The following is a 24,079-nucleotide window of genomic DNA, read 5'->3' on the forward strand; positions in this document are numbered from 1 at the left end:
TAATGAATTGGTTCATTGGTTCACTGGTTCATTAGTTCATTGGTTTGTATAATTTACATCGCAAGTGCAAGTACCAATAAACTAATGAACTACTGAACTATTTCGCCAAAGCCAATAAGCCCTGCGCATCCAACGCCCGTGTATACATGGTTAATTTTCCATCAGCATCCAATGGCCAGAATTCTTTAGGCCGATCCCAGTACAGTTCGACGCCATTTTTGTCGGGATCATCCAAATAAATGGCTTCGGATACACCGTGATCGGATGCGCCGTTGATTGGGTATCTGGCATCAATAAGCCGTTGCAGGATTACTGCCAGGTCTTTTCTTTCAGGATATAAAATCGCGGTGTGGAATAAACCGGGCGCATACTCAGGTGCCGGCGGCGCGCCTTTGCTTTGCCAGGTATTTAAACCGATATGGTGATGGTAACCTCCTGCTGATATGAACGCGGCTTGGTCGCCATACATGGTCATCACTTCGAAGCCTAACAATCCGCAATAAAAATCCAATGATATTTGGATGTCGCTTACTTTTAAATGCACGTGCCCTATGCGGGTTTGTGCCGGTATGGTGTAATTGTCCATTATGTTATGTTTAATATCCGGCTTAGCCGGATGTTTGTTTTTGTAATCCGTCACTTAAAAATGACGGCAATGATTAGCTAAAATCTTATATACAAATATACATGTTTAAACATGTATATTTGTAATCGTTTGGTAAGATGTATCAAGATGATTGAACAGGCGAAGTTCAACTAATCTCTAACCGCTAATTAACTAATCTCTAATTGCTATCTTTGCACAATGATTGTAAAAACCGCCGAGTTTATTTGCAGTAATACCCAAATATCAAAGCTACCGCCACCGGTTAAAGCCGAATATGCCTTTATCGGCCGATCAAACGTTGGTAAATCCAGCCTGATCAACATGCTGGTACAGAAAAAGGGTTTGGCTAAAACCTCGCAAACGCCGGGTAAAACTCAGCTGATCAACCATTTTTTGATCAATGATAGCTGGTATATTGTGGATCTACCGGGATACGGTTATGCACGCGCCTCCAAAAGTAAAAAAGCGGATTGGGATAAGTTCATCCACTCCTACCTGGATAAACGTGAGAGCCTGCAATGCGTAATGGTACTGATCGACAGCCGCCTTGAGCCGCAAAAGATCGACCTGGAGTTTTGCAACTGGCTGGGCGAAAAAGGCTTATCATTTGTTTTGGTGTTTACTAAAGCCGACAAGCAATCCAGCTTAAAAACAGACCAGAATGTGGCCAAGTTTAAAAAAGCCTTGCTGGCAACTTTTGAAGAAGCACCGGGTTACTATATAACCTCATCCGAAACGATGATGGGCCGGGACGAGATTTTAGGGTTTATCGGCGAGATCAATCATCATTTTGAGGTACCGAAAACGTTCGGTTCCCCGCTTGAGAGGGGAACTTTTTAGAATATTACATACATGAAAAAATATCTATCATTAGTTACATTTACGCATACCATTTTTGCTATGCCGTTTGCATTTATCGGCTTTTTTTTGGCAGTGACTACTACCCAATACCACTTTGACTGGCTAAAGCTGGTGATGATGGTTTTGTGCATGGTTTTCGCTCGTAATTCAGCGATGGCATTTAACCGTTACCTGGACCGTGACATCGATGCAAAAAACCCGCGGACCAAACAACGTGATATTCCATCCGGCAGGATCAGCCCTAAATCAGCTTTGACCTTTACCATTGTAAATTGCCTGCTGTTTATTACTACAACTTATTTTATCAATACCCTTTGTTTTTTCCTGTCGCCTATAGCGTTGGTCGTGGTACTTGGGTATAGTGCTACCAAGCGTTTTACTGCGCTTTGTCACCTGGTTTTGGGATTGGGATTGGCACTTGCCCCTATTGGCGCTTATCTGGTGGTGACCGGGCATTTCGCGGCTACGCCGGTGTTCTTCTCGCTATCAGTATTATGCTGGGTTAGTGGTTTTGATATTATTTATGCTTTGCAGGATATCGACTTTGATGTACATGAACATCTGCACTCTATACCCGCTTATTTGGGTAAAGTGAAAGCTTTGCGCCTGTCAACATTTTTACATGTGCTGTCGGCTTTGTTTGTAATTATGCCGGTGTTTTATACGCCCGTTGGGATCCCTTATTTTATTGGGATCGTTTTCTTTTGCTCGATGCTGATCTATCAGCATTTGTTGGTTAAACCTAATGACTTAAGCCGTGTTAACTTTGCCTTTATGACTACTAACGGAATTGCCAGTGTTGTTTTCGCTGTGTTTTTTATGCTGGATAGGCTTTGGATTCGCTAAGTCGCAGAGATTAGAGACTGGGGTTTAGAGATTAATTGCATTTTTTACTTTACATTAACTCTTTGTCCTTTTTCTCATGATAAGTTTTGAAGCATAGGTAAAGGAACAGGATGACCGGGCCTATATCCAGCGCCCATCTACCGGCAGACATTTTGGCCGGCGTAATATTTAACAGGTCGAAAATAAAGACGCCTATGGCGATGAGGCCACCTACCAGGTATAGATAAACGAATTGTTTGCTCATTTTATTTGCTTTGATATAATTGGGTAATTGGGCAGTGGTAATTAAGCTTGTCATTCTGAGGATAAGAGCGCTCAGAATGACATTGCAGGGTTGCTTTTATTTAACCCTTTTAAATATGCCTGCGGCTAATGGTGGTATCGTGATATTGATAGAATTTTCACGCCCATGCCAGTTAACTTTTTCACTATTTATTGAGCTCGAGTTAATGATCCCGGTACCCCAGAACTCTTCTGCATCGGAGTTAAATATTTCTTTCCACTCACCCGCTTCAGGCACTCCAACCCTAAAATCGTAACGTACAACCGGGGTCATATTTAAAACAACTACCAGGTCATCATCGCTGTTTAGGCCTTTACGCGCATAAACTAATATAGAATCATTTGCATTACCGCCGTCGATCCATTCAAAACCGGTTGAATCAAATCCTTTTTCATACAATGCCGGTTGCGACTTGTATAGTTTATTAAGCGTTTTAACAGTTTCTTTTATACCGATATGGCTAGGGTATTGCAGCACATACCACTGCAACGACTGCTGGAAGTTCCACTCATCGCCCTGGCCAAATTCGGCGCCCATAAATAATAGCTTAGTTCCCGGGTGGGTAAACATAAAACTGTACAATAACCTTAAATTAGCAAATTGCTGCCATTCATCACCCGGCATTTTGCGCAGCATGGAACCTTTGCCATAAACCACCTCATCATGCGAGAAAGGCAGCATAAAATTTTCGGTAAAAGCATAGATCAGGCTGAATGTGATCTCGTTGTGATGATATTTGCGGTTGATCGGGTCTTCTTTAAAGTAATTAATAGAATCGTGCATCCAGCCCATCATCCATTTCATACCGAAGCCTAAACCACCTAAATAAACCGGGCGGCTTACACCAGAAAACGAAGTTGATTCTTCGGCAATGGTTTGCGTATCCGGAAAATGACTGTAAACAGCTTCATTAAATTCTTTTAGGAATGATATGGCTTCCAGATTCTCATTACCGCCAAAAATGTTGGCCTCCCATTCACCATGCTTGCGGGAATAATCGAGGTATAGCATAGATGCCACCGCATCCACACGTAAGCCATCTACGTGGTAACGATCAAGCCAGAACAATGCGTTACTGATTAAAAATGCCCTAACCTCGTTACGGCCATAGTTAAAAATATATGATTTCCAGTCGGGGTGAAACCCTTTGCGAACGTCGGCATGCTCATATAAATGCGTACCATCAAAATTGTATAAGGCATGTGCGTCACCAGGGAAATGCGAAGGAACCCAATCCAAAATAACACCAATACCGCCTTTATGCAGTTCCTCTATCAAAAACATGAGGTCCTGCGGAGAGCCGTACCTGCAGGATGCCGCATAAAAACCGCTGATCTGGTAGCCCCAGCTCGGATAATACGGATGCTCCATTATCGGCATAAACTCCACATGCGTAAAGCCCATTTCCTGTATGTAAGGCACTAATTTAGCTGCCAGTTCGCGGTAAGTTAAAAACTCATCCGGGCTTTCAGGGTTTCTTGCCCATGAGCCAAGGTGCATTTCATAAACCGAGTATGGCTTATCTAATGCGTTGTGCTCATAACGGGTAGCCATCCATTCTTTATCGGTCCACTCATAATAAGTATCTACTACGATAGATGCTGTGCTTGGCGGCAATTCCCAGCGAAGCGCAAAAGGATCGCTTTTTTCAAGCTCTTGCCCGCCTGCTGATTTAATGAAATATTTATAGACCTCGCCAACGCCAATATGCGGGATGAAACCTTCCCAAATGCCTGAAGAATCCCAGCGCGCGTTGAGCTTATGTGTACCCCTGTCCCAATAGTTAAAGTTACCGGTAACAGAAACATATTGCGCATTTGGCGCCCAAACAGCAAAGTAGGTACCAACAACGCCTTTGTATTCAATTACGTGCGAACCAAATTTTTCATAAAGCTTATAGTGCTTGCCCGATTGAAAAAGATGCACATCAAAATCGGTAAAACGGCTGTATGGTTCAACACGCTGTAAAATTACAGGTTCAGTAATTTCGGACTCAACCGCTTTTTTTGCAGGCGCCTTTTTTACGGGCTTTTCGGTTATTGTTGAGGTTTTAGCTGGCGCAGTTTTTTTAATTGTTAATTTTTTTACTGCTTCTTCGTTTGATGGTTCAACTTTTTTTTTGGCCATTTTAGTTATAATTTCGGTACCGAATCCTGAATACCGGGTTTTTGCAATCTAAATATTAATCAGGCAAACTTCAGCATGATTTTTTAACTTATGCAAAGCAATTTTTTTAACTGTATTGTTTTCGGTTGGTACTATAACAAAAATAATTAAGGGGTGTGTTATTTAATTTTAAAAAACACACCCCTTTTTCACTAAATCATTTATTAATAAGGCAATAAAACACCCGCGCTAATACACTTCTTTATCGACTCCCGTTTTCATTGGATGAACCTTATTTACCTCTTCAAAATTTCGATATGCTTAAAGTTCTTGCTGAACATAAACTCGATATTTTTATTTTTATCAATACTAAAATCAGTTATTTCTTTACCATCCGCTACAATTTTGTAAGGTTTAAATGGTAAACCCATCAGGTTAAAATGATAGCCTTCATAACGCGGGGTGTACAAACCTTCCATGCTTTGCTCAATGGTCATGCCCTGAGTGTTACTGTTTACCACAAATTTTTTCTCCAGGTATATATCCTGCTCATAGGCAAATGTTTCGCCATAATCCTCAAACAGGAAAGAGTTTACTTCATATTCGCTATAATAAATATTCAGTTTTACTTCAGTAATTTCTTTTTCACCAACATACTGCATTACCGGGTATTCAGGTATAACAGAACCTGCTTTTATAAAAATCGGAATAATTTCAAGCGGTGTTTGTACATTTACTTCTTTACCTCCATCTACACTTTCATTAGTCCAAAAGTCGAACCATTTACCTTTAGGCAGATACACCTTGCGGCTGGTTTGTCCGGGTTCTAAAACAGGGCAGATCAATATTTTATCGCCATAAGTAAACTCATCCTGGCGGAAATGGTTCAGCAGCACATCCTGCTCCTGCATTACCACCGGCCTTAGGATCGGGAAGCCGTAACGGTGATGCTCCCAGAAAGTAGAGTATAAATATGGGATCAGTTTATATCTTAACTCAATAAATTTACGATTGATAGCAGTAAACGGCTCGCCAAAGCTCCATGGCTCACGCTCCTTGGTATCACCAGCGGAGTGAGCGCGCATAAATGGCGAGAAAGTACCCATCTGGATCCAGCGGGTGAATAGTTCGCCATCGGGCTCGCCGCTAAAACCGCCGATATCTGTACCACAAAACGGGATACCTGATACCGATAAACGCTGGCACTGGATATTACCCAACTTTAAATGCTCCCAGCTGGCTACGTTATCACCGGTCCATACCGACGAAAAGCGCTGTACACCTGAATATCCAGCCCTTGTAATGGTAAATGGACGCTTGTTTTTCATCAGTGCTCGTAAGCCCTCGTAAGTTGAGCGTACCATTTGCATACCATAAATATTGTGTGCCTTACGGTGCGAACCGCGGTAACCGTCATATTGATGCCGCACATCATCCGGGAAAGTGCCCGCACCGAAAACTGCCGGCTCGTTCATATCGTTCCAAACACCGGCAACGCCCATTTCAACCAGCTCATCAAATAAACCGCCCCACCAGGTACGTACCTCGGGGTTGGTAAAATCAGGGAACTGGCAACGGCCCGGCCAAACATGGCCCTCCATAAAATAGTCATCGCTCCGGCGACAAAAATACCTGTTCTCCTTGCCCTGTTTAAATACTTCGTAGTTATCATCCACACGAATGCCCGGATCAATAATTACGACTGTTTTAAAACCATCAGCCGCTAATTCGGCTATCATTTTTTTAGGATCGGGGAAGTATTTGTGGTTCCAGGTAAAGCAGCGGTAGCCATCCATGTAATCTATATCTAAATAGATACCATCACACGGGATCTTATTTTCGCGGAAACCCCTGGTTATTTTTTTAACCTTGGTTTCCGGGTAATAACTCCAGCGGCATTGGTGGTAGCCCAAAGCCCAAAGCGGTGGCATTGGATGGGTACCAGTTAACAGGTGGTAATTTTTTACCACATCCATCATATGCGGGCCGTGGATATAATAGTATTGCAATTCGCCGCCATCTGCCCAAAAACTGGTTTTGGTTTTATCCTCTGCGCCGAAATCAAATTGTGCTTTAAAAGTGTTATCAAAGAAGATACCGTGCGCTATATCATCGTTCAGGCTGATGTAAAAAGGGATACTCCTGTATAGTGGATCCTGGTTCCAGTTGAAAGAATAGGCATCGGTGTTCCAGTTCTTTAAGCGTTTACCACGAAGGTTAAACTCGGTCGGCTTGTCGCCCAAACCAAAAAAGCTTTCCTCTGACTGGCAGGTTTTGGTGCAGAATACATAATAACCGCCAAATTTCACATTCTCCTCCCAGTGCATAGGCACGGCATCGGCGCTGGTAACGTGATTGGTTTTATCGGAGAAGGAAATAAAGAAATCTTTTTTGCGGATGTGGCAGTTTACCACCTTGGTAGATACTAAAAACTCTGTTTCGGTTTCGAGCAGCTCAAACTTAACGCCCTTGTTTGATAGTGCCGGTACTGCATATGAAAACTCCTCCAAAAACACACCATGCGGCGCCAGGCGCACACGGATGATCTCTTCGGTAACAACAGTAACCTCTACTTTGGCGTCACCGTCACTAAAGTAGATTTTATTCCCCGTTTTTTCAGCTTTGTTGGGGACACCCAAATATTTTTTTATAACGGGTTTTATATCGGCAGCAGGGTTGTTAACGTGTTGAAATGGTATATCTTCTTCAACTATCTTACTGACTAACAAATCTGTATTAAGTATATTCTCTTCCATTTAAATTAATTAGCAAATAAAAAAAAGCGCATTAGCATATATTCTTATACGCAAGATACGATTATCTGATTATATATAAATCTATAATTGTGCCAAATACGGTTGTCATTGTCATTGGTTCATTCGCTACGCTTTCATTGGGTCATTTGGGTTAGCGATGTTTGGGCGTTTCCCGCTGGCAGAAGGGGGCCGTGCAATGCGCTCCTATCACTAACGCAGGAAAGTGTTGTCTGAACCGGAATTTGTTGAATTAATGAATTTGTCGAATAGCATTATTATTCTGCTCATTCTTAAATTTAATAAATTCAGGTTCAGACAATTACGCTATCGTCTTCACTTCCGGCTCAAAGCCAGTCTCAATAATATTGATGCTATTGCTGTCCTCCACAAATAGCACCGACACCGCTGCCAAAAACATAAACACGCCAGCCATTACCAAACCATAAATAGCCTGACTATTAAACACATATTTAACGATCAAACTGCCGGTTAAGCTGTTAACGATCTGCGGGAAGGTGATAAAGAAATTGAACAGGCCCATGTATATACCGATCTTTTTGGCAGGTATAGAGCTTGATAATATCGCGTAAGGCATTGCCAATATACTGCCCCAGGCCAGGCCTACGCCTACCATCGGCAGCAGTAATAAATAGTGGTTATGAATAAAGAATATGGAGATCAGCCCAATACCGCCCATTGCCAACGAGAACGCGTGGGTACGTTTACGGTTGGTATGCTTCACGATCCACGGTAATGAAAGCGCATAAATGGCTGAAACCGCATTATATACGCTAAACATAGTCCCTACCCAGTTACCGGCTTCGTTGAAACCTTTGGATGAGGTATCACCTGCCGATATATTATACACGTGCGCGGCAATAGCCGGGGTGGTGAATACCCACATAGAAAACAGCGCAAACCATGAGAAAAACTGTACCACACCCAATTGTTTCATGGTTTTCGGCATGTTTTTCAGATCGTATATAAATTCGGAGATGCCACTTTTTTTAACAGTTTCCTCGGGTTCATCCGCGTGGAAGGTGGCGTAAACTTCGGGCGGATACTCTTTTGTTTTTACTACCGTCCAAACAATACAGGCTACGAGAACGATCCCGCCGAAGTAGAAGGAGTATAATAAGTTATCCGGTACGATGCCTTTTGCAGCCACCGAAGGCACATGGAACCACTCCACCAGAACAGATGGCAAAGCTGATCCTACAATGGCGCCAACGCCAATTAAGCAGGTTTGTAAAGAGAAACCAATATTATGCTGGCTATCCGGTAAATTATCGGCAACCAAAGCTCTGAACGGTTCCATTGCTACATTGAATGAGGCGTCCATCACCATTAACATACCTGCCCCCACAATAATCGGCGGAATTAAGAATGCCAAACCTGATGAGTTAGGCAAAAAGCATAAAGCAACACCTGAAAGCAATGCCCCGGTTAAGAAATACGGTCGACGGCGACCCAAACGATTCCAGGTACGATCGCTGTAATGGCCGATGATCGGCTGGATGATCATGCCGGTAAGCGGCGCGGCAAGCCAGAAAAGCGAGATATTGCCCACATCGGCGCCAAAGGTTTCGAGTATACGGCTGGCATAACCGGTTTGCAGGGCAAAGCCAAATTGTATACCTAAAAAGCCGAAACTCATGTTCCAGATCTGCCAAAAGGATAGCCTTGGTTTGGGAACGATCACGCGATTTGCCATAATTATGGGTTCAATAGTAATTGGTTAGTTGTCTGAACCTGAATTTCTGGAATTAACGAACTTACAAAAATGTTAGGATGTACTTGATTCTTCTCTATCAAATATATTCTGTTCATTTTTAAATTCTGAAAATTCAGGTTCAGACAATTTCCAGCAGCAATCCGCTTGTTGCCGGAAGCGTTAAGTTTATGCCGTCTAATATATTATTTACTTTATAATTTGTTGCACTCAATAAGTCATTAAATTTTGCAGCGCCGCTAAGGTTCATTCGCTTTAGCAAATCATCGGGCAATTTAACCGTAATATTTTGCTGGCTCCTGTTAAAATTGACTATCACCAAAACACGTTGTTTATCGGTATAACGCGCATAAATGTATAAACGGGTATTAAAACCGGACTGGCCTTCGTTAGCCATCATCAGCTCATAAAACTTACCTTCGCGCAAAGCTTCATTGTTTAAAACAACGTTTAACAATTTGCCATAAAATGCCCGGAGATTTTTTTGATCTTCAGATAACAGTCCGCCATCATAATTGCCTTTATTCAGCCATTTTTGATGCTCGGGCAACCCGCAATAATCAAAAATACTGGTGCGGGTATCGCTGCTGAAACCCATGGAATGCCCGGCGGGTTCGCCCACCTCCTGCCCGGAATAGATCATCACCGGGCCAACATTTAGGGTTGCCGTAACGATCATGCCCGGCACAGCTAGCCAGGGATTTCCCGCGAAAATATTATTGGCAATCCGTTCCTCGTCATGGTTCTCTAAAAAGCGCAGCATATGTGCGTCAATTCCGCGGGTTTCATTGTTCCAAACATTGTTAATGTCCCAGCTGGTGGCATCGCCCTGGTTTCGGATGAGTTTTTTTAGCGCATCGTACAATCCTGTTTTATCGTACAGGTAATCAAACTTGCCATCAAAAATATATTTGTTGTACAAGCTGTAATGATAGGCCTCGCCAATAAATATCAGGTCGGGATGATCGGCTTTGAGTTTAGGTATCACCCAGCCCCAAAATTCAACGGGCTCCATCTCGATCATATCGCAACGGAAACCATCCACACCCTTTTGTGCCCAATAAGACAGGATATCAAACAGCTTGTTCCAAAGCGGCGGTACCGGGTCGAAATAAGTTTTCCGGTTATCTAAATAGTCGACACCGTAATTCAATTTTACCGTCTCGAACCAGTCATCAATAGATGGCGACGCGCTGAATACATCATTACCAGTTGCTTTAGCGGGATTCTCATCGAAATGCCCATCCTTCAGCGGACTTTGAAATTCATTGCCGCCGGGATTATAACCCTGTGGCACGTTAAATGCCTGTCCGCCGATGTAGTAAAAGTCGTTTTTCGGGTCGAAGTTTTTGCTTTTATCATCATCCTGGCCTATATCCTTAACACCTGCTGGTTTTACATCAGAAGCATAAGTGCGCGATACGTGGTTGGGAATAAAATCGATGAGCACTTTAAGCCCGGAATCGTGCGTACGTTTTACCATCGCCTCGAATTCAGCCATGCGGTTATTTACATCAACCGCCAGGTCAGGGTCTACATCATAATAATCCTTCACCGCGTAAGGCGATCCTGCCCTGCCCTTTACCACATCCGGATCATCAATTTTGATCCCGAATTGGGAATGATCCGTCATGGTTGCATGCTCGATGATCCCGGTATAAAAGATATGGGTGATGCCGAGGGCTTTGATCTCGCTTAAAGCCTTTTCATTAATATCGTTAAACTTTCCGCAGCCATTTTCTTCGATAGAACCGTAGTATTTATTGTTAGTATTTGTATTGCCGAATAAACGGGGCAATAGCTGGTAAATGATGAGTTTGTGATTTGTTGAGGAGGATGATCCCATGAAGTTATAGCTTATTTTAAGTGTTTGATTCGGATCGTTCCTTTATTATTTTCAGTATATTTTTCTGAATGTCGCGCATAATCCACTCTGCCCAAATATGGGCGTAAAAATTAAATGTGGTGTGTAATTTAAAATTGCTGTATAAACGCAATTTATATTCCCCGTTTCCTGCTGGTTCAAGAATATAAGTACCGTTTAAAACGTCGAAAAATTCTCCGCCAATAACAATATGCTTATCCATTGTTGTTGATGGTATGGTGTACGGATTGGCATGAATTGTAAAGCTCATCAGCTTAAAGGGCTCGTATGCCGTTACCTGTTCGTCAAATATCAATCCCTTATCAAATATCGCTTTACGCTTTCCACCTACGGCTTCTGTATCTAAAACTGCTTGTATGGGCCTTGGGAAACCAAGAAAACGTGTAAAATAAGCGCTGTCTTGTTTTTGCTTGATGGCTCTTACCCGGGTAACATTGCCCCAAATCTGTTCTTTACTGGCGTGGATCTCAATTTCGGTGTAAGCTTTATAAGTAGTTAACGACCTACCCGCCAGATTTTCCAGCGGAACGATCATAAAAGGTATTAAAACGATCAGTGAAAGTTTAATTCCGTTATTACGTTTATTTGTCCATTCACGGTATTTGCGGGCAAAATATCCGCCAAAACTTGCCGAAATTAAAAAAACAGGCAAAGCCATGATCCAACAGGCCCACCCTTCGGTATTAAACAATATTGTTACAATGAGCAATGCGAAAATTGATACCCATGGCGTGAACATCGACGTAGTAACATTTTCTAAGTCTCTCTTCTCTGCGAAGAATACAGTAATAAAACCCATAATAAAGGGCACACCAAATAAAAAGCCAATGCTCATGGATGAAGTAAAGGAGCGCAGAAATGATATCTCAAATAATAACCGGAACAGAAATCCCACTAATACCGCAGTGCTTACGCCGATCAGCAACCATTTTTGTTCCTTCATTTTAAATATATACCTCGCTATTAGCCTTTACCGGCGATTGCTTGTCGTCCACCAAAATAGTGGCCTCAATATCCGAAAGATTTTTAACCAGTACGCCATCCTTGCCTACTTTAATGTTGAGCAAAGCTCCGCGAAAACCGATATTGAACGAAAATGATTGCCATTTACCGGGTAAAAACGGCCTGAAAGATAATTTTCCATCTCTTACACGCATCCCGGCGAAGCCTTCCACAACCGTCATCCAGGTGCCCGCCATCGAAGTAATGTGGCAGCCGTCTTCGGTATCATTATTGTAATCATCCAGGTCTAAACGGGCGGTACGTAAATAAAACTCGTACGCCCTTGCCTCATCGCCTAATTTGGCGGCTATAATGGCATGCAGGCAAGGCGATAACGACGACTCATGTACCGTGCGCGGCTCATAAAAATCATAATTCCTGCGTATGGTTTCGATATCGTATTGATCCTCGAAGAAATAGATACCTTGTAAAACGTCCGCTTGTTTAATAAAGCACGACCTTAATATCCTGTCCCAGCTCCATTTCTGGTTCAGCGGGCGGTCAGATGCAGGCAGGTCCTTAACCAGGATCTGCTCCTTATCCAGGTAACCGTCCTGCTGCATAAATACCTTGTGCTGCTCATCATACGGAAAATACATATTCTCGATGATGTGGATAAACTTGTCTATTTCGTCCCGCTCGTTAAAGTTAAGCTTGGTAACCAGCGCCTTATATTTGGCTTCATCCATACCCTTAACTTTTTCAATAACCTTGGTGGTATATTGCATGCACCAGCAGGCTAAAGTATTGGTATACCAGTTGTTGTTGACGTTGTTCTCGTACTCGTTTGGCCCGGTAATGCCCAGCATTACATATTGCTGCTTAGCCGCCGACCAGCTAACCCGCTGCGCCCAAAACCTCGCGATCCCGATCAGTACTTCCAGGCCATAATCAACCAAATAGCTTTCATCGGCGGTGTAGCGCACATAATTAAATATTGCGTAAGCCATAGCGCCGTTGCGGTGCAGTTCCTCAAAGGTGATTTCCCACTCGTTATGGCATTCCAAACCGTTGATGCTCACCATAGGGAACAATGCGGCGCCATCTTTAAAACCCAGCATCGCCGCGTTTTCGTAAGCCTGCGGCAGTTGTTTATAGCGATACAATAACAGGTTTTTAGTCACCTGCTGCTCTGCGGTCGATAGATAGAAAGGTACGCAATAAGCCTCGGTATCCCAATAGGTAACGCCGCCGTATTTCTCGCCGGTAAAGCCTTTGGGGCCGATGTTCAACCGATCATCCTGACCGGTGTAGGTTTGGTTTAACTGGAATATATTGAAACGGATGCCTTGTTGTGCCGATGCATCACCCTCTATGATGATATCATTATGTTTCCACTTAGCTGCCCAGGAATTGGCTTGCTCGCTAAGCATAGTATCGAAACCTTTTTTGCTTACGCGATCTAAAGTTTCCTTTAGTTTAGCCTCCAATTGCTCAACCGGGTGGTTTTGCGACGACAGGTTGGCGGCATATTTATATACCGTGATCGCCTGGCCTTGCTGTGCCTGCAGCTCAACCTTGGCGCCTACATATTTTTCTCTTTCTATAGCTTCCGCTGATGGGTTTACCGATGCTCCGTTTTGGGTAATGTAATACAGAATACCCGTAACCACATCAAAACCGGTTTTTTTAGTTTTAAGATGTACCAGGCCACCGTTGGTAAAACTTACTTTGCTGACCTCGTCCCAAAACTTTTCATCATAGTTGGCATCCTGATTTACAACATCACCATCAATAAATGGGGTTACGGTAATATTTCCGCTGAAGTTTTTGGGGGTGATGGTATATTTTATCGCGCCGGCCTCGTCGTCAACCATGCTGCAAAAGCGGGTTGATTCTACCTCAACCTCTTTTCCCGCACTATTTTTTGCGGTGAAGTTGCGTTTCAGGTGACCTTCCTGCATGTTCAATTCCCTGCGGAAACTGCTGATCTCGCATTTAGCCAGATCAAGCTGGATGCCATCGATCACCACATCAATACCGATCCAATTAGCAGCGTTAATTACCTTGCTGAAATATTCCGGGTAGCCGTTTTTCCACCAGCCCACGCGGGTTTTATCGTTATAATAAACGCCGGCTACGTAGTTGCCCTGCAGGGTTTCGCCGCTGTAAGTTTCTTCAAAGTTAGCGCGCTGACCCATCCGGCCATTGCCCAGGCTAAAGATACTTTCGGATACTTTATTGTGCTGAGGATCAAATCCCTCCTCAATGATCTTCCACTCGTCTACTTTTATGTAATCCTTCATTTTAATATCGTGATAAAAAACATCTCATGCGAGAAATCAGCAATTGCGAACATGCTTAGCCGCTCTGTATAGTATGAGATTGCTTCGTTCCTCGCAATGACATACAGAATAATTTTATAAACTTTTCAATTTCTCCAAACTCATCTTATCCAAACCGCTTATCACCAAATTAGCTTCATGCAATACCTCCGGCGACCCTACGCCCACGGCCTTCATGCCGCCTGCTACCGCTGCTTCCACGCCTGCTATGGCATCCTCGAAAACTACACACGCTGCCGGTGCAATGCCCACCGCTTCGGCGCCCTTCAGGAATACTTCCGGATCGGGTTTGGCTTTGGTAACCTTGTTGCCATCTATAACGGCATCAAACAGGTTTACAATATCCACCTTTTCCAGTATCATCATCGAATTTTTGCTGGCTGAACCTAATGCCGTCTTCAATCCTGCTGCGCGACAAGCGATTAAAAACTCCTTGGCACCTGGCAGAATTTCAGCCGGTGTCATATGGCTGATCATATCTACATACCAGGCATTCTTCAGCGTGGCCAGTTCCTCTTGTTCCGCAGGGGTTTTAGTGATGCCGCCCCATTGCAGGATCAGTTCCAGGCTGCGGGTGCGGCTTACGCCCTTTAATTTTTCGTTTTGCTCCTCGGTAAAATCAAAACCAAGCTGGTTGGCCAGGCGTTTCCAGGCTTTATAGTGGTATACGGCGGTATCAACAATTACCCCGTCCAGGTCGAATATGCAGGCTTTTATAGTAGTCATTTATCAATATGTACAGTTGACACTAAGGTAGGGTTTTTTAATAAGGTGGCAGGTTATTTTATCATTTTTTTGGAGTGGATGATCGCAAGTTCATTGCTGCAAAATGAAGCAGCTATCTTTATTAACCGTCATAGCGAGCGGAGCGTGGCAATCTTCTGCTTACAGAAGCCCCAACTGGTTTAAGAGTTAGCGCAGCGCTCTTAAATCAAATTAGGATATGCAGGACTCCGTCCGGATAATAACGAAATTCGTTTATAAGACGGGCTTTTCGTTTTAGATACCAGACGGAGTCTTTATTTTTTATGAATGGATTTAAGAGCGCTGCTCCCAACTGGTTTAAGAGTTAGCGCAGCGCTCTTAAATCTAAAATAGAAAATGCAGGATTCCGTCCGGATAAAGCACCCACGCTCCTTTGTTTATCAGATCTTCTCAATTGTTAGCAATCCGCTTTCTGCCGAGTAATAATCTACAGCACTACTATATTTATAATGTTGCGGCTCCCAAACTAAACCAGCCTTTACCGGGTTGGTATGCAGGTAATCCATCCGCTGGTCTACCATTTGGTTTGTGCTTAACTCTATCGGATGATTGTCTTGCTGCCAAAACTGGTAGGTGTCGTTATTCTTGTTTTTCGCTCCTGCCCTTTTAAACATCCATAGCATCCAATCTTTACGGCTTTCCTGTTCATTTTGTTCTATTGACGCAATTATTTGCCGACTGGTAAACTTTTTCATATCGCGCATAATATCAGCCAGTTTTATCCCTTCTTTTGCAGATGCTATTAAATGCACATGGTTACTCATTATTACCCAGGCATGCAGCTTCAGTCCTTTCTTTTCAATGCAAAATTTCAAGCTGTCAAGCAGGACCTGAACATTTGCCGCTCTTGTAAAAACGTCTATCCAATTAACTACTGCAAATGTTATAAAATGTGGTTTCTCGTTGTCGCCAAAATGATAGCGGCTGGCCATAGATTTAGATTTGTAAGGCTAAGATATAAAAATACTTGGTTTAAGCGTTTGTTATTGGAGAGCTTTTCGTTTCATACGCCAGACGGAGTCTTTATTTTTTACAATGGATTAAGAGCGCTGCGCTAACTCTTAACCAGTGGAAGCTTTTCGTTTCATACGCCAGACAGAGTCTTTGTTTTCTTAATGGATTTAAGAGCGCTGCGCTAACTCTTAAACCAGGGGTTTTTTTTATCGGAGAGTTTTTCGTTTCAGATGCCAGACGGAGTCTTTGTTTTTCATGGTGGATTTAAGATCGCTGCGCTAACTCTTAAACCAGTGGAGGATTCCATAAATTCATTAATTCTAAAAATTCCGGTTCAGACAATATCACCCCACCCCAAACAAAAAAAGCTGCATAAAGCAGCTTCTTCTGTTATAAGGGAAAGGAAAGGTATTATTCGTGCAGTACCAGTACGGCCTTTACGGTTTTGTTCATGATCTGGTTTACGGTGCTGCGGTTAAACAGGCGGTATACGATGCCGTGGTGGTGTTTTACCAGGCACAGGATGTCGGTTTCGTGCTCTTCCACAAACTTCATAATGCCATTCAACGGGCGGCTGTCGGTTATGTAGTTAAACTCCAGGTTCACATTTTTAATCAGTTCCTGTAGTTTGGCCTCGCCGGCTTCCAGGTTTTTAGCACCACTTTTTTCGGCTACATAAAGCACCTGCATTTTTGGCGCGCCAAAGGCTTCCACCATTTCATTCAGGGCGTTTACGTCATCGGCTGAGAGGCGGGTTTCGTAATCAGTCGCCAGTGTAATGATCGGCACACCCGAAAACTTGCTTTCCAAAGGCACAATCAGCGTCGGGATCTTCACTACCGATACCACGGTGCTTACGTTGCTGCCCACAATGCCGGCAATACCGGTAGCACCGGTCATACCCATCACCAGCAGTTCTACGTGGTTTTCCTCAATGTACTTGCCTATTACGTTCTTTAAAAAACCTACACCGCAAACAGAGGTTACTTCTATCTCCTTAAACTCGTCGCGTTCGGTGTATTTGGCGCTCCAGTCTTTTAGTGCCTGGCGCTTGTTATTGTAATAATCGTCAATAAAAATGGCGTTGTAGGTATTGTTGTTAATGCCTTCGGTTGGGCCAATGGCATGTATAGCGCATACTTCCATGTTCAATATCTTAGCCAAGTTCATGGCATATTCCATGGCATTGCCCGCGCTGGTTGAAAAATCTATAGCAACAAGTATCTGTTTCATTTTTTCAATGTTTTAATGTGAATAATGCTGGTTATATAAATAAATGGAAGGCTATAAATAACCCGAATGCTAATATAATAGAAACCGGCAAGGTTAATATCCAGGCTAAGGCTATATTTTTTAACGTGTTACCGTTCAGGTTTTTGGTACCGCCCGATGCCATCATGGATCCTGCTATACCGCTGGATAGTACGTGCGTGGTACTTACCGGCAAACCAAACCAGGTGCTTAAACCAATGGTTGACGCGGCAACAATTTCGGATGTGGCGCCCTGCGCATAGTTCAGGTGCTGGTTACCAATTTTTTCGCCAATGGTTACCACAATACGTTTCCAGCCCACCATGGTACCGATACCCAGCGAGATAGAGATCATGGCGATAACCCATATTGGCGCCCAGTCGGTCATATCGGTCAGGTCTTTGGTGCCTGCTGTAAGCGTTTTCTTATCGGCAGCAGCCAACTGGATATCCTTAGCCGTTAATATCGAAGCGACGTCCTTCTGGATGCTTTTGATCTTTTTACGCAGCTTGTATGTTTTATCGGTATCAGCCTTGCTGGCGAAATAGCCTTTGGCTTTATCAATGGCGGAGTCGCTGGCAAGCACCAGGCCATGGCCTTTATCGCCTGTTACTTTAGCGTGATTGATAGATACTTCGATCTTATTTAAGGAAGCCAGCATCTGCGCGTCGGATTTATTATGGTTAACCGCGAAACGTGCAGGCACAAACGCGATCAGGATCAGCATCAGTAAGCCAACACCTTTTTGCCCGTCATTACTGCCGTGGAAAAAGCTTACCAGTGTACAGGTAAGGATCAGCAAACCGCGGATGAGTAATGGCGGGGTATCGTTATCGCCTTGCGGGATGTGGAAAAGCCCGGAATCTTTTAAAGTTTTGCGTAAAAGCAGCATCAGCAACGCAGCCGCCCCAAATCCGATGAGTGGCGAAAGGATAAGCGACAAGCCGATCTCCTTTGCTTTGTCCCAGTTAACACCTGCACCGTGATAGTACAAGGTAAACGCGATGCTACCGCCGATCATGGCGCCAATAAGCGTATGCGAGCTGGAGCATGGGATGCCTAAGTACCAGGTACCCAGGTTCCATAAAATAGAAGCCAGCAATACCGCGAGTACGAAGCACGCGCCTACGGCAACGGGCAGTTTCATGAGGTCATCAAGCGGGAGCAGCTTCAGGATTCCCATGGCAACACCTACCCCACCCAGGAACACGCCCAGGAAGTTAAAAGTACCCGACCACGGAATCGCATAAACCGGTTTCAGCGCTTTGGTGTAGATAACCGTAGCAACAGCGTTGGCGGTATCATGAAAACCATTAACAAACTCAAAGCCGACTACCGCTATAAGGCAAATTGCAAATACAACCAGCAGTGACGTGCTTAAAGTAACCTCGCCAATAAAGGGCAGGGTGATTGCACTTAGTACGTTGAGCATAATTTTACAGCATTAATAATTAGGTGAGAAAATTTTTTGATTAACCCAAAGAAATGGTTTTAGCCGCTTTAGTGTGAAAAATGCAGATTATCAAATTGTTATGTTATCCTGTAAATTATGTTATGTTGATATTAGCTTGATAGGGAATGTTGTTTCCCGAATGCCGGCAAACGACATGCTTATGTTTAATTTTTGTTTTAAAATTAGCGTTTTACAGCGAAATTTGTTTCAGCGATGAAACAACCCCGTATATTCAAGCCACTCATTTACAATATTTTGCATGTTTCGGCTCGTTCGGGTGTTCGGCGGCTTGTTCGGGTTTGTTCGAGTTTGTTCGGGAATGTTCAGGTGTGTTTGGGCCATACTACAAGTCCATTTCACACCGGTGATAGTGACACTTTGGGAACTAACCCAAAAACTGAAACAAAACAAAAAACCCCACTTTAGGCGGGGCTTTTTGTGGATTTAAAATTTAAAACTAACATGCCTACAAGTGGCTGATAGCTTCTTTTAGGCCAACAACACCTTCCGTAGTGCTCGTACCAGTTTCAAATATCTCGCGTGAGTTTAAGTCCATACCGTAAAAGGCATGGTCAGCATGCTTGTCAATAGACAGGTTTGAACCGTGTAAGGTTATACCTGCAAACAAACCACGGCTGCGTGAGTATGAGTATACTTCGGCTTCCAGTTTGTAATCTGTACTGGCAGATGAGCTACGGCCAACCGGGCCAGCTGCAACTGATACGTCGCCACCCAGGGTGAAGTCGCCATTTTTAACCTTAGCCAAAGCACCACGATGACGGAAAACCAACACTAAATCAGTTGATTGTACACCGATCTGCAAGCCGATACTGCCACCAGTAAGCGTTACGAATACCGGGTCGCTCCATTTGCCGTTAGGCAACTTCACCATGGCTACGCCTTTACCGCGTAAACCGCCAATTCCTAAACCTGCGTTAATCAGGTGCGGAATGATCACAATACCACTGTATTGCTCGATCAAATCATGCGGGATACTCTCGCGCATCTTACCAAAATCGCGGATCACGTTAGCGGCGGCATGTATGCGCTCGGTCTCTTTACTCGCGTCAGTTGCTGATGCCATTACTATTACTAAGCTAAGTAACAAGGGCATGCATAATAATTTTAATGTTTTCATGGTTCTTGTATCTAATTGTTGTTGTTTATAGATGTAATGTTTAAACCCCTAAATATGCAGGTTGTTTGCATAAATCTGTATAAAATTGAAACCACACATTATATTTGTAGCGATATGACGATCAGTAAGCAGCAAGTATTCGGGATTAAGAGTAGAGAGCAATTTACTGATGTAACACTGCATATATTCCGGCACCAAGCACAAAACTGCACGGTTTACCGGGAATTTATTCAAGGCTTGCGTGTTGATGTTGATAGTATTAAGACTATTGAACAGATCCCTTTTCTGCCTATTGAGTTTTTTAAATCCCACAAGGTAGTCAGTAACACTAATGAAGTGGAGATTACCTTCACCAGCTCCGGCACTACAGGGCTGATCACCAGCCGCCACCCGGTTACGGATGTGAGTTGGTATGTAGATAGTTTTCAAACAGCTTTTGAATTGTTTTATGGTGATATCAAGGATTATACGGTATTGGCATTGCTCCCCGCGTACCTGGAGCGCGAAGGATCGTCACTGATATACATGGCGGAGGATTTGATAAAACAATCTAACAATCCCGATAGTGACTTTTATTTGTATAACCACGAAGAGTTATATCACCAGCTTAATAAGCAGCAGGAGGCAAATAAACCTACCTTGTTATTAGGGGTAACATTCGCCTTGTTAGATTTTGTGGAGGGTTATCAAATCGATTTCCCCGAGCTGATTGTGATGGAAACCGGCGGAATGAAGGGCAGGCGCAAGGAGATGATCCGTGAGGAACTACATGATATCCTCACCAAAGGTTTTGGGGTAGATGCAATCCATTCGGAGTATGGGATGACAGAGCTATTATCGCAAGCATACTCCAAAGGCAATGGAATATTCAATTGCCCACCGTGGATGCGCATTATTACACGTGATACCAACGACCCGGTAACTTTGATGCAAGGCGACAGAGCGGGTGGTATAAATATCATCGACCTGGCGAATATCAACTCGTGCTCGTTTTTAGCAACGCAAGATTTAGGGAAAGTATATGCTGATGACAGTTTTGAAGTGCTCGGTAGATTCGACAATGCCGACATTCGCGGCTGTAATTTGCTGATAGCATAAAACTTAACCTGTAAATAATATATAATTATTAAATTTACCACCAATAAACAACCATACATATGATTGAGAAATTTTTGAACGACGAGCAGGATCCGAAAACCGTAGAGAAAGTATACTCGCGCCTAAACGACCTGCTTAACTCCGGCGAAGAAATATTGTATATCGCCGTTCAAAAAAAACCACTGGTAAATATTTTGCCTGATTGCATTGCGATCACTAACAAGCGCATCTTATTTTTCACCCCGGCAAACCTGGGCTTGTCTATTAAATTTGTTGATTTTGTTTGGAAAGATATTCTTGATGTATTCACTAAAGAAGAAATAATTGGTGCCATCTTTAGCGTAAGGACAACTAACGGCGCAGAAATGGGCGTTGACTACTTACCTAAAGTACAGGCCCGCAAACTATACCAATACGCGCAAGAACGTAAGGAAGAAGAGCGGGAGGCTCGTCGCCTGCGTGATTTGGAAGAAAAGCGCGCAGAATCAGGTGCTATGCAGTTTGAAACTCCCGCAGCGTTTAATCAGCCGTTTCAACAACAACCGTTAGTACAACCTACTCCTGTTGTTGAAGCACCTCCGGCTCCAGTAATTCATGAAGAGCCCGTTGTAGCTGCAGCTCCGAAGCCTGATGAACTAACTGAAAAATTGAAAAAATTAAGGATGCTTTTTGATAACGGTTTAATATCTCAGGAAGAATACAACGCCAAGAAATTGGATTTGTTAAGCGATTTGTAATAAAATGACTAAACCAACCGTTGGTCGAAATTGAAAGGCAACTGTTTGACCAGCTTAACTTTTGACATGGCCGGGTGCAGAGGGTTCAACAAATAATTAAACTCCTCGGCTACTATAGCCGAGGGGACTTTCAACAACAAACCTTCTTGTTGTTTTAAAAAATCATCCCCTATTTTTTTTAGTTCGATGGATGGCAAAATATCTTGCCAGTTGGCCGGTATATTGTTAATAGCTAATTCCTTGATACTATCGTCGGGAACTTTGATCTCAGCGATACAAAAACTATCCGGGAACATTGTAGGCGATAAATGTACCAATACTTCTAATACTGCTAATGACCTGGTTGATGCCAAATAAACCATAGGCTTACCTACACTACTCCAACGTCCTCCATATAATCTCGCCCCTGCTCCGCTTAAATCATTTATGTAAGCACATTTAGCAATACGATAAAGTATCATGGATTAAGCAAAAATACCATGCTCAATACGGCCTAACTCCGTAAAAACCATATTAAAGCCGGCAGATGTATCTAAAAGATATAATGGGGCCTCACCATTGAATATTACACTTGGGGTTCTAACCCATAGTTTGAATTTATCAATAGAACCAAATACCTCGTTACCACGTGTATAAAGGCGGGCAAGCTCTATAGCTTTTTCTGAATACTCAGAACTTACAACAGCCTCATCATCATAACGCTGTAAGGTACGCTCAGAAATGTGCATAATATTAGCTAACTCCTGGATAGTTAAGGAAATTTTTTTAGCCAATGATAGCAATACCCTTTTAGGCAAACCCTTGCGGGTTAGCTGAACGATATTAAAATCATTCGAAAGATCAATAGGTTTTATACCACATAATAAACCATAAAAAAAATTACTTGAACCCTGAGTAATATAAATGCTCATAGGTTCATTAACTACAGAAGGTTCAATATGTTTCTTTTTGTACGACATTTATCCAAAAATACAGGACATTTGTCATTTACCCAAATTATTCTGCGATAATTAAAAAATAATTTTTCTTTCCTTTTTGAGCTACCAGGAATTTCCCATTGATCAGGCTATCAGCTTGATAGACATCTTCGGCAGTTCCTATCTTTTGCTTATTGATGGCTACCCCACCACCCTGTATCATCTTCTTCGCTTCGCCTTTTGAAGCAAATACAGCTGTTTTACCCGCTAATAATTCAGTGGCGTTTATTCCTTCAGCAAATTCGCTAGCATTTATAGTAAAATTAGGTACTCCTTCAAAAATGCCGATTACCTCATCATTACTCAATTCGCTTAAAAACTCTATTCCAGTGTTACCGAAAAGAAAATCAGATGATTTGATCGCTTTTTCGTATTCGGCCTCGCCATGTACACGTATGGTAATATCTTTAGCTAAAGCTTTTTGTAACGTACGTAAATGCGGCGCTGCATCCTGCTCAACTTCTAAATTTTTGATAGTTCCCTCATCAAACAAAGTAAATATCCGGATGTAAGTCTTTGCATCAGCATCGCTTGTATTCAACCAAAACTGGTAAAATTTGTAAGGAGATGTTTTAGTCGGATCCAACCAGATATTTCCGCCCTCTGTTTTACCGAATTTAGTACCATCTGATTTTTTGATTAATTGAGTAGTTAAAGCATACGCTTCACCAGCATCTTTACGGCGAATCAGCTCCGTACCGGTAACAATATTCCCCCATTGATCGCTTCCGCCCATTTGCAGCACACAGTTTTTGTTCTTCCACAAATAGTAAAAATCATAACCCTGCACTAACTGGTAAGTAAATTCAGTGAACGACATGCCTGTATCGCCGTTGATCCGGTTCTTCACCGAATCTTTAGCCATCATATAGTTTACGGTGATATGTTTACCCACATCACGTATAAAATTCAGGAAAGAAAATTCTTTGAACCAATCATAATTATTAACCATCTCGGCGCTATTGGCACCGCTGTTAAAGTCAAGAAATTTTTCTAATTGTTTTTGTATGCCGGCTAAGTTGATCTGTAATACATCTTCGGATAGCAAGTTACGCTCAGCTGATTTCCCTGAAGGATCGCCTACCATGCCGGTAGCGCCGCCGACCAAAGCAAATGGCTTATGACCAGCACGTTGAAAGTGTATCATGGTCATGATTTGCGCCAGGCTGCCCACGTGCAACGAATCCGCTGTTGGGTCAAAACCTATATAGCCGGCAACCATACCTTTATTTAATAAATCTTCAGTTCCTGGCATAATATCGTGCAGCATGCCTCTCCAGCGTAATTCTTCAACAAAGTTCATCGTGTATTTCCTATCCTTTAAAACGGTTGCAAATATAACA

Annotated in this window: 20 protein-coding genes; 4 read left to right on the forward strand and 16 right to left on the reverse strand. The window is 43.0% G+C overall.

Annotated elements, in window-relative coordinates; genetic code table 11:
• Window positions 1-97: 97 nt before the first annotated feature.
• Complete coding sequence (locus tag ACYZ0U_RS14420; RefSeq protein WP_461453240.1) at window positions 98-586, reverse strand: VOC family protein; 489 nt, start codon at window positions 584-586, stop codon at window positions 98-100.
• A gap of 219 nt (window positions 587-805) precedes the next feature.
• On the opposite strand from ACYZ0U_RS14420, the gene yihA reads away from it, so the two are divergent.
• Together yihA and ACYZ0U_RS14430 are read left to right on the forward strand one after the other, a co-directional pair.
• A complete protein-coding gene (gene yihA / locus ACYZ0U_RS14425; protein WP_461453241.1) occupies window positions 806-1,447 on the forward strand; it encodes a ribosome biogenesis GTP-binding protein YihA/YsxC in 642 nt (213 codons plus the stop codon).
• A 12-nt stretch (window positions 1,448-1,459) separates the two neighbouring features.
• Entirely contained in the window at window positions 1,460-2,314 is an 855-nt protein-coding gene (locus ACYZ0U_RS14430; RefSeq protein ID WP_461453242.1) for a UbiA-like polyprenyltransferase, read from the forward strand.
• Window positions 2,315-2,363: 49 nt separating this feature from the next.
• Here the strand turns inward: ACYZ0U_RS14430 and ACYZ0U_RS14435 are convergent, their stop codons facing one another.
• The 12 genes from ACYZ0U_RS14435 to ACYZ0U_RS14490 form a co-directional block, all read right to left on the reverse strand.
• Window positions 2,364-2,558, reverse strand: coding sequence for a hypothetical protein (locus tag ACYZ0U_RS14435; protein WP_461453243.1), 195 nt, complete (start codon window positions 2,556-2,558; stop codon window positions 2,364-2,366).
• Window positions 2,559-2,654: 96 nt separating this feature from the next.
• Window positions 2,655-4,568 carry a 1,4-alpha-glucan branching protein GlgB gene (glgB, locus tag ACYZ0U_RS14440; protein WP_461453714.1) on the reverse strand — a complete coding sequence of 638 codons (1,914 nt, stop codon included), beginning with the start codon at window positions 4,566-4,568 and terminating at the stop codon, window positions 2,655-2,657.
• Window positions 4,569-4,999: 431 nt separating this feature from the next.
• The gene (locus tag ACYZ0U_RS14445) at window positions 5,000-7,459 is read right to left on the reverse strand and encodes a glycoside hydrolase family 31 protein (RefSeq protein ID WP_461453244.1); all 2,460 of its coding nucleotides are present in this window, start codon (window positions 7,457-7,459) and stop codon (window positions 5,000-5,002) included.
• Between the two features lie 319 nt (window positions 7,460-7,778).
• Window positions 7,779-9,173: an MFS transporter gene (locus ACYZ0U_RS14450; RefSeq protein WP_461453245.1), complete on the reverse strand. Its 1,395-nt coding sequence runs from the start codon at window positions 9,171-9,173 to the stop codon at window positions 7,779-7,781.
• A gap of 139 nt (window positions 9,174-9,312) precedes the next feature.
• The gene (locus ACYZ0U_RS14455; RefSeq protein ID WP_461453246.1) at window positions 9,313-11,037 is read right to left on the reverse strand and encodes an alpha-amylase family glycosyl hydrolase; all 1,725 of its coding nucleotides are present in this window, start codon (window positions 11,035-11,037) and stop codon (window positions 9,313-9,315) included.
• A 16-nt stretch (window positions 11,038-11,053) separates the two neighbouring features.
• Window positions 11,054-12,019 (reverse strand): hypothetical protein, encoded by a 966-nt coding sequence (locus ACYZ0U_RS14460; protein ID WP_461453247.1) that lies wholly within the window; start codon window positions 12,017-12,019, stop codon window positions 11,054-11,056.
• Between the two features lies 1 nt (window position 12,020).
• The gene (locus ACYZ0U_RS14465) at window positions 12,021-14,324 is read right to left on the reverse strand and encodes a glycoside hydrolase family 65 protein (protein ID WP_461453248.1); all 2,304 of its coding nucleotides are present in this window, start codon (window positions 14,322-14,324) and stop codon (window positions 12,021-12,023) included.
• A gap of 114 nt (window positions 14,325-14,438) precedes the next feature.
• Complete coding sequence (gene pgmB / locus ACYZ0U_RS14470) at window positions 14,439-15,089, reverse strand: beta-phosphoglucomutase (protein WP_461453249.1); 651 nt, start codon at window positions 15,087-15,089, stop codon at window positions 14,439-14,441.
• Between the two features lie 419 nt (window positions 15,090-15,508).
• Window positions 15,509-16,060: an REP-associated tyrosine transposase gene (locus tag ACYZ0U_RS14475; RefSeq protein ID WP_461453250.1), complete on the reverse strand. Its 552-nt coding sequence runs from the start codon at window positions 16,058-16,060 to the stop codon at window positions 15,509-15,511.
• Between the two features lie 433 nt (window positions 16,061-16,493).
• Complete coding sequence (locus tag ACYZ0U_RS14480) at window positions 16,494-17,315, reverse strand: universal stress protein (RefSeq protein ID WP_461453251.1); 822 nt, start codon at window positions 17,313-17,315, stop codon at window positions 16,494-16,496.
• 31 nt (window positions 17,316-17,346) lie between these two features.
• Window positions 17,347-18,765: an inorganic phosphate transporter gene (locus tag ACYZ0U_RS14485; RefSeq protein ID WP_461453252.1), complete on the reverse strand. Its 1,419-nt coding sequence runs from the start codon at window positions 18,763-18,765 to the stop codon at window positions 17,347-17,349.
• A gap of 487 nt (window positions 18,766-19,252) precedes the next feature.
• Window positions 19,253-19,924 (reverse strand): lipid-binding SYLF domain-containing protein, encoded by a 672-nt coding sequence (locus ACYZ0U_RS14490; RefSeq protein ID WP_461453253.1) that lies wholly within the window; start codon window positions 19,922-19,924, stop codon window positions 19,253-19,255.
• Window positions 19,925-20,038: 114 nt separating this feature from the next.
• On the opposite strand from ACYZ0U_RS14490, the gene ACYZ0U_RS14495 reads away from it, so the two are divergent.
• Complete coding sequence (locus ACYZ0U_RS14495) at window positions 20,039-21,022, forward strand: LuxE/PaaK family acyltransferase (protein ID WP_461453254.1); 984 nt, start codon at window positions 20,039-20,041, stop codon at window positions 21,020-21,022.
• Window positions 21,023-21,081: 59 nt separating this feature from the next.
• Window positions 21,082-21,759 (forward strand): PH domain-containing protein, encoded by a 678-nt coding sequence (locus ACYZ0U_RS14500; RefSeq protein WP_461453255.1) that lies wholly within the window; start codon window positions 21,082-21,084, stop codon window positions 21,757-21,759.
• An 8-nt stretch (window positions 21,760-21,767) separates the two neighbouring features.
• Here ACYZ0U_RS14500 and ACYZ0U_RS14505 read toward each other — a convergent pair whose 3' ends face one another.
• From ACYZ0U_RS14505 to tyrS, 3 genes are read right to left on the reverse strand one after another with little or no spacing between them, the layout of a single operon-like run.
• A complete protein-coding gene (locus tag ACYZ0U_RS14505) occupies window positions 21,768-22,220 on the reverse strand; it encodes an RES family NAD+ phosphorylase (protein WP_461453256.1) in 453 nt (150 codons plus the stop codon).
• A gap of 3 nt (window positions 22,221-22,223) precedes the next feature.
• On the reverse strand, window positions 22,224-22,718 hold the full coding sequence (parS, locus tag ACYZ0U_RS14510; protein WP_461453257.1) for a type II RES/Xre toxin-antitoxin system antitoxin: 495 nt from the start codon (window positions 22,716-22,718) through the stop codon (window positions 22,224-22,226).
• Window positions 22,719-22,755: 37 nt separating this feature from the next.
• Entirely contained in the window at window positions 22,756-24,039 is a 1,284-nt protein-coding gene (tyrS, locus tag ACYZ0U_RS14515) for a tyrosine--tRNA ligase (RefSeq protein WP_461453258.1), read from the reverse strand.
• Between the last annotated feature and the right edge of the window lie 40 nt (window positions 24,040-24,079).

The organism is Mucilaginibacter sp. (assembly GCF_965225845.1).
GTDB lineage: Bacteria > Bacteroidota > Bacteroidia > Sphingobacteriales > Sphingobacteriaceae > Mucilaginibacter.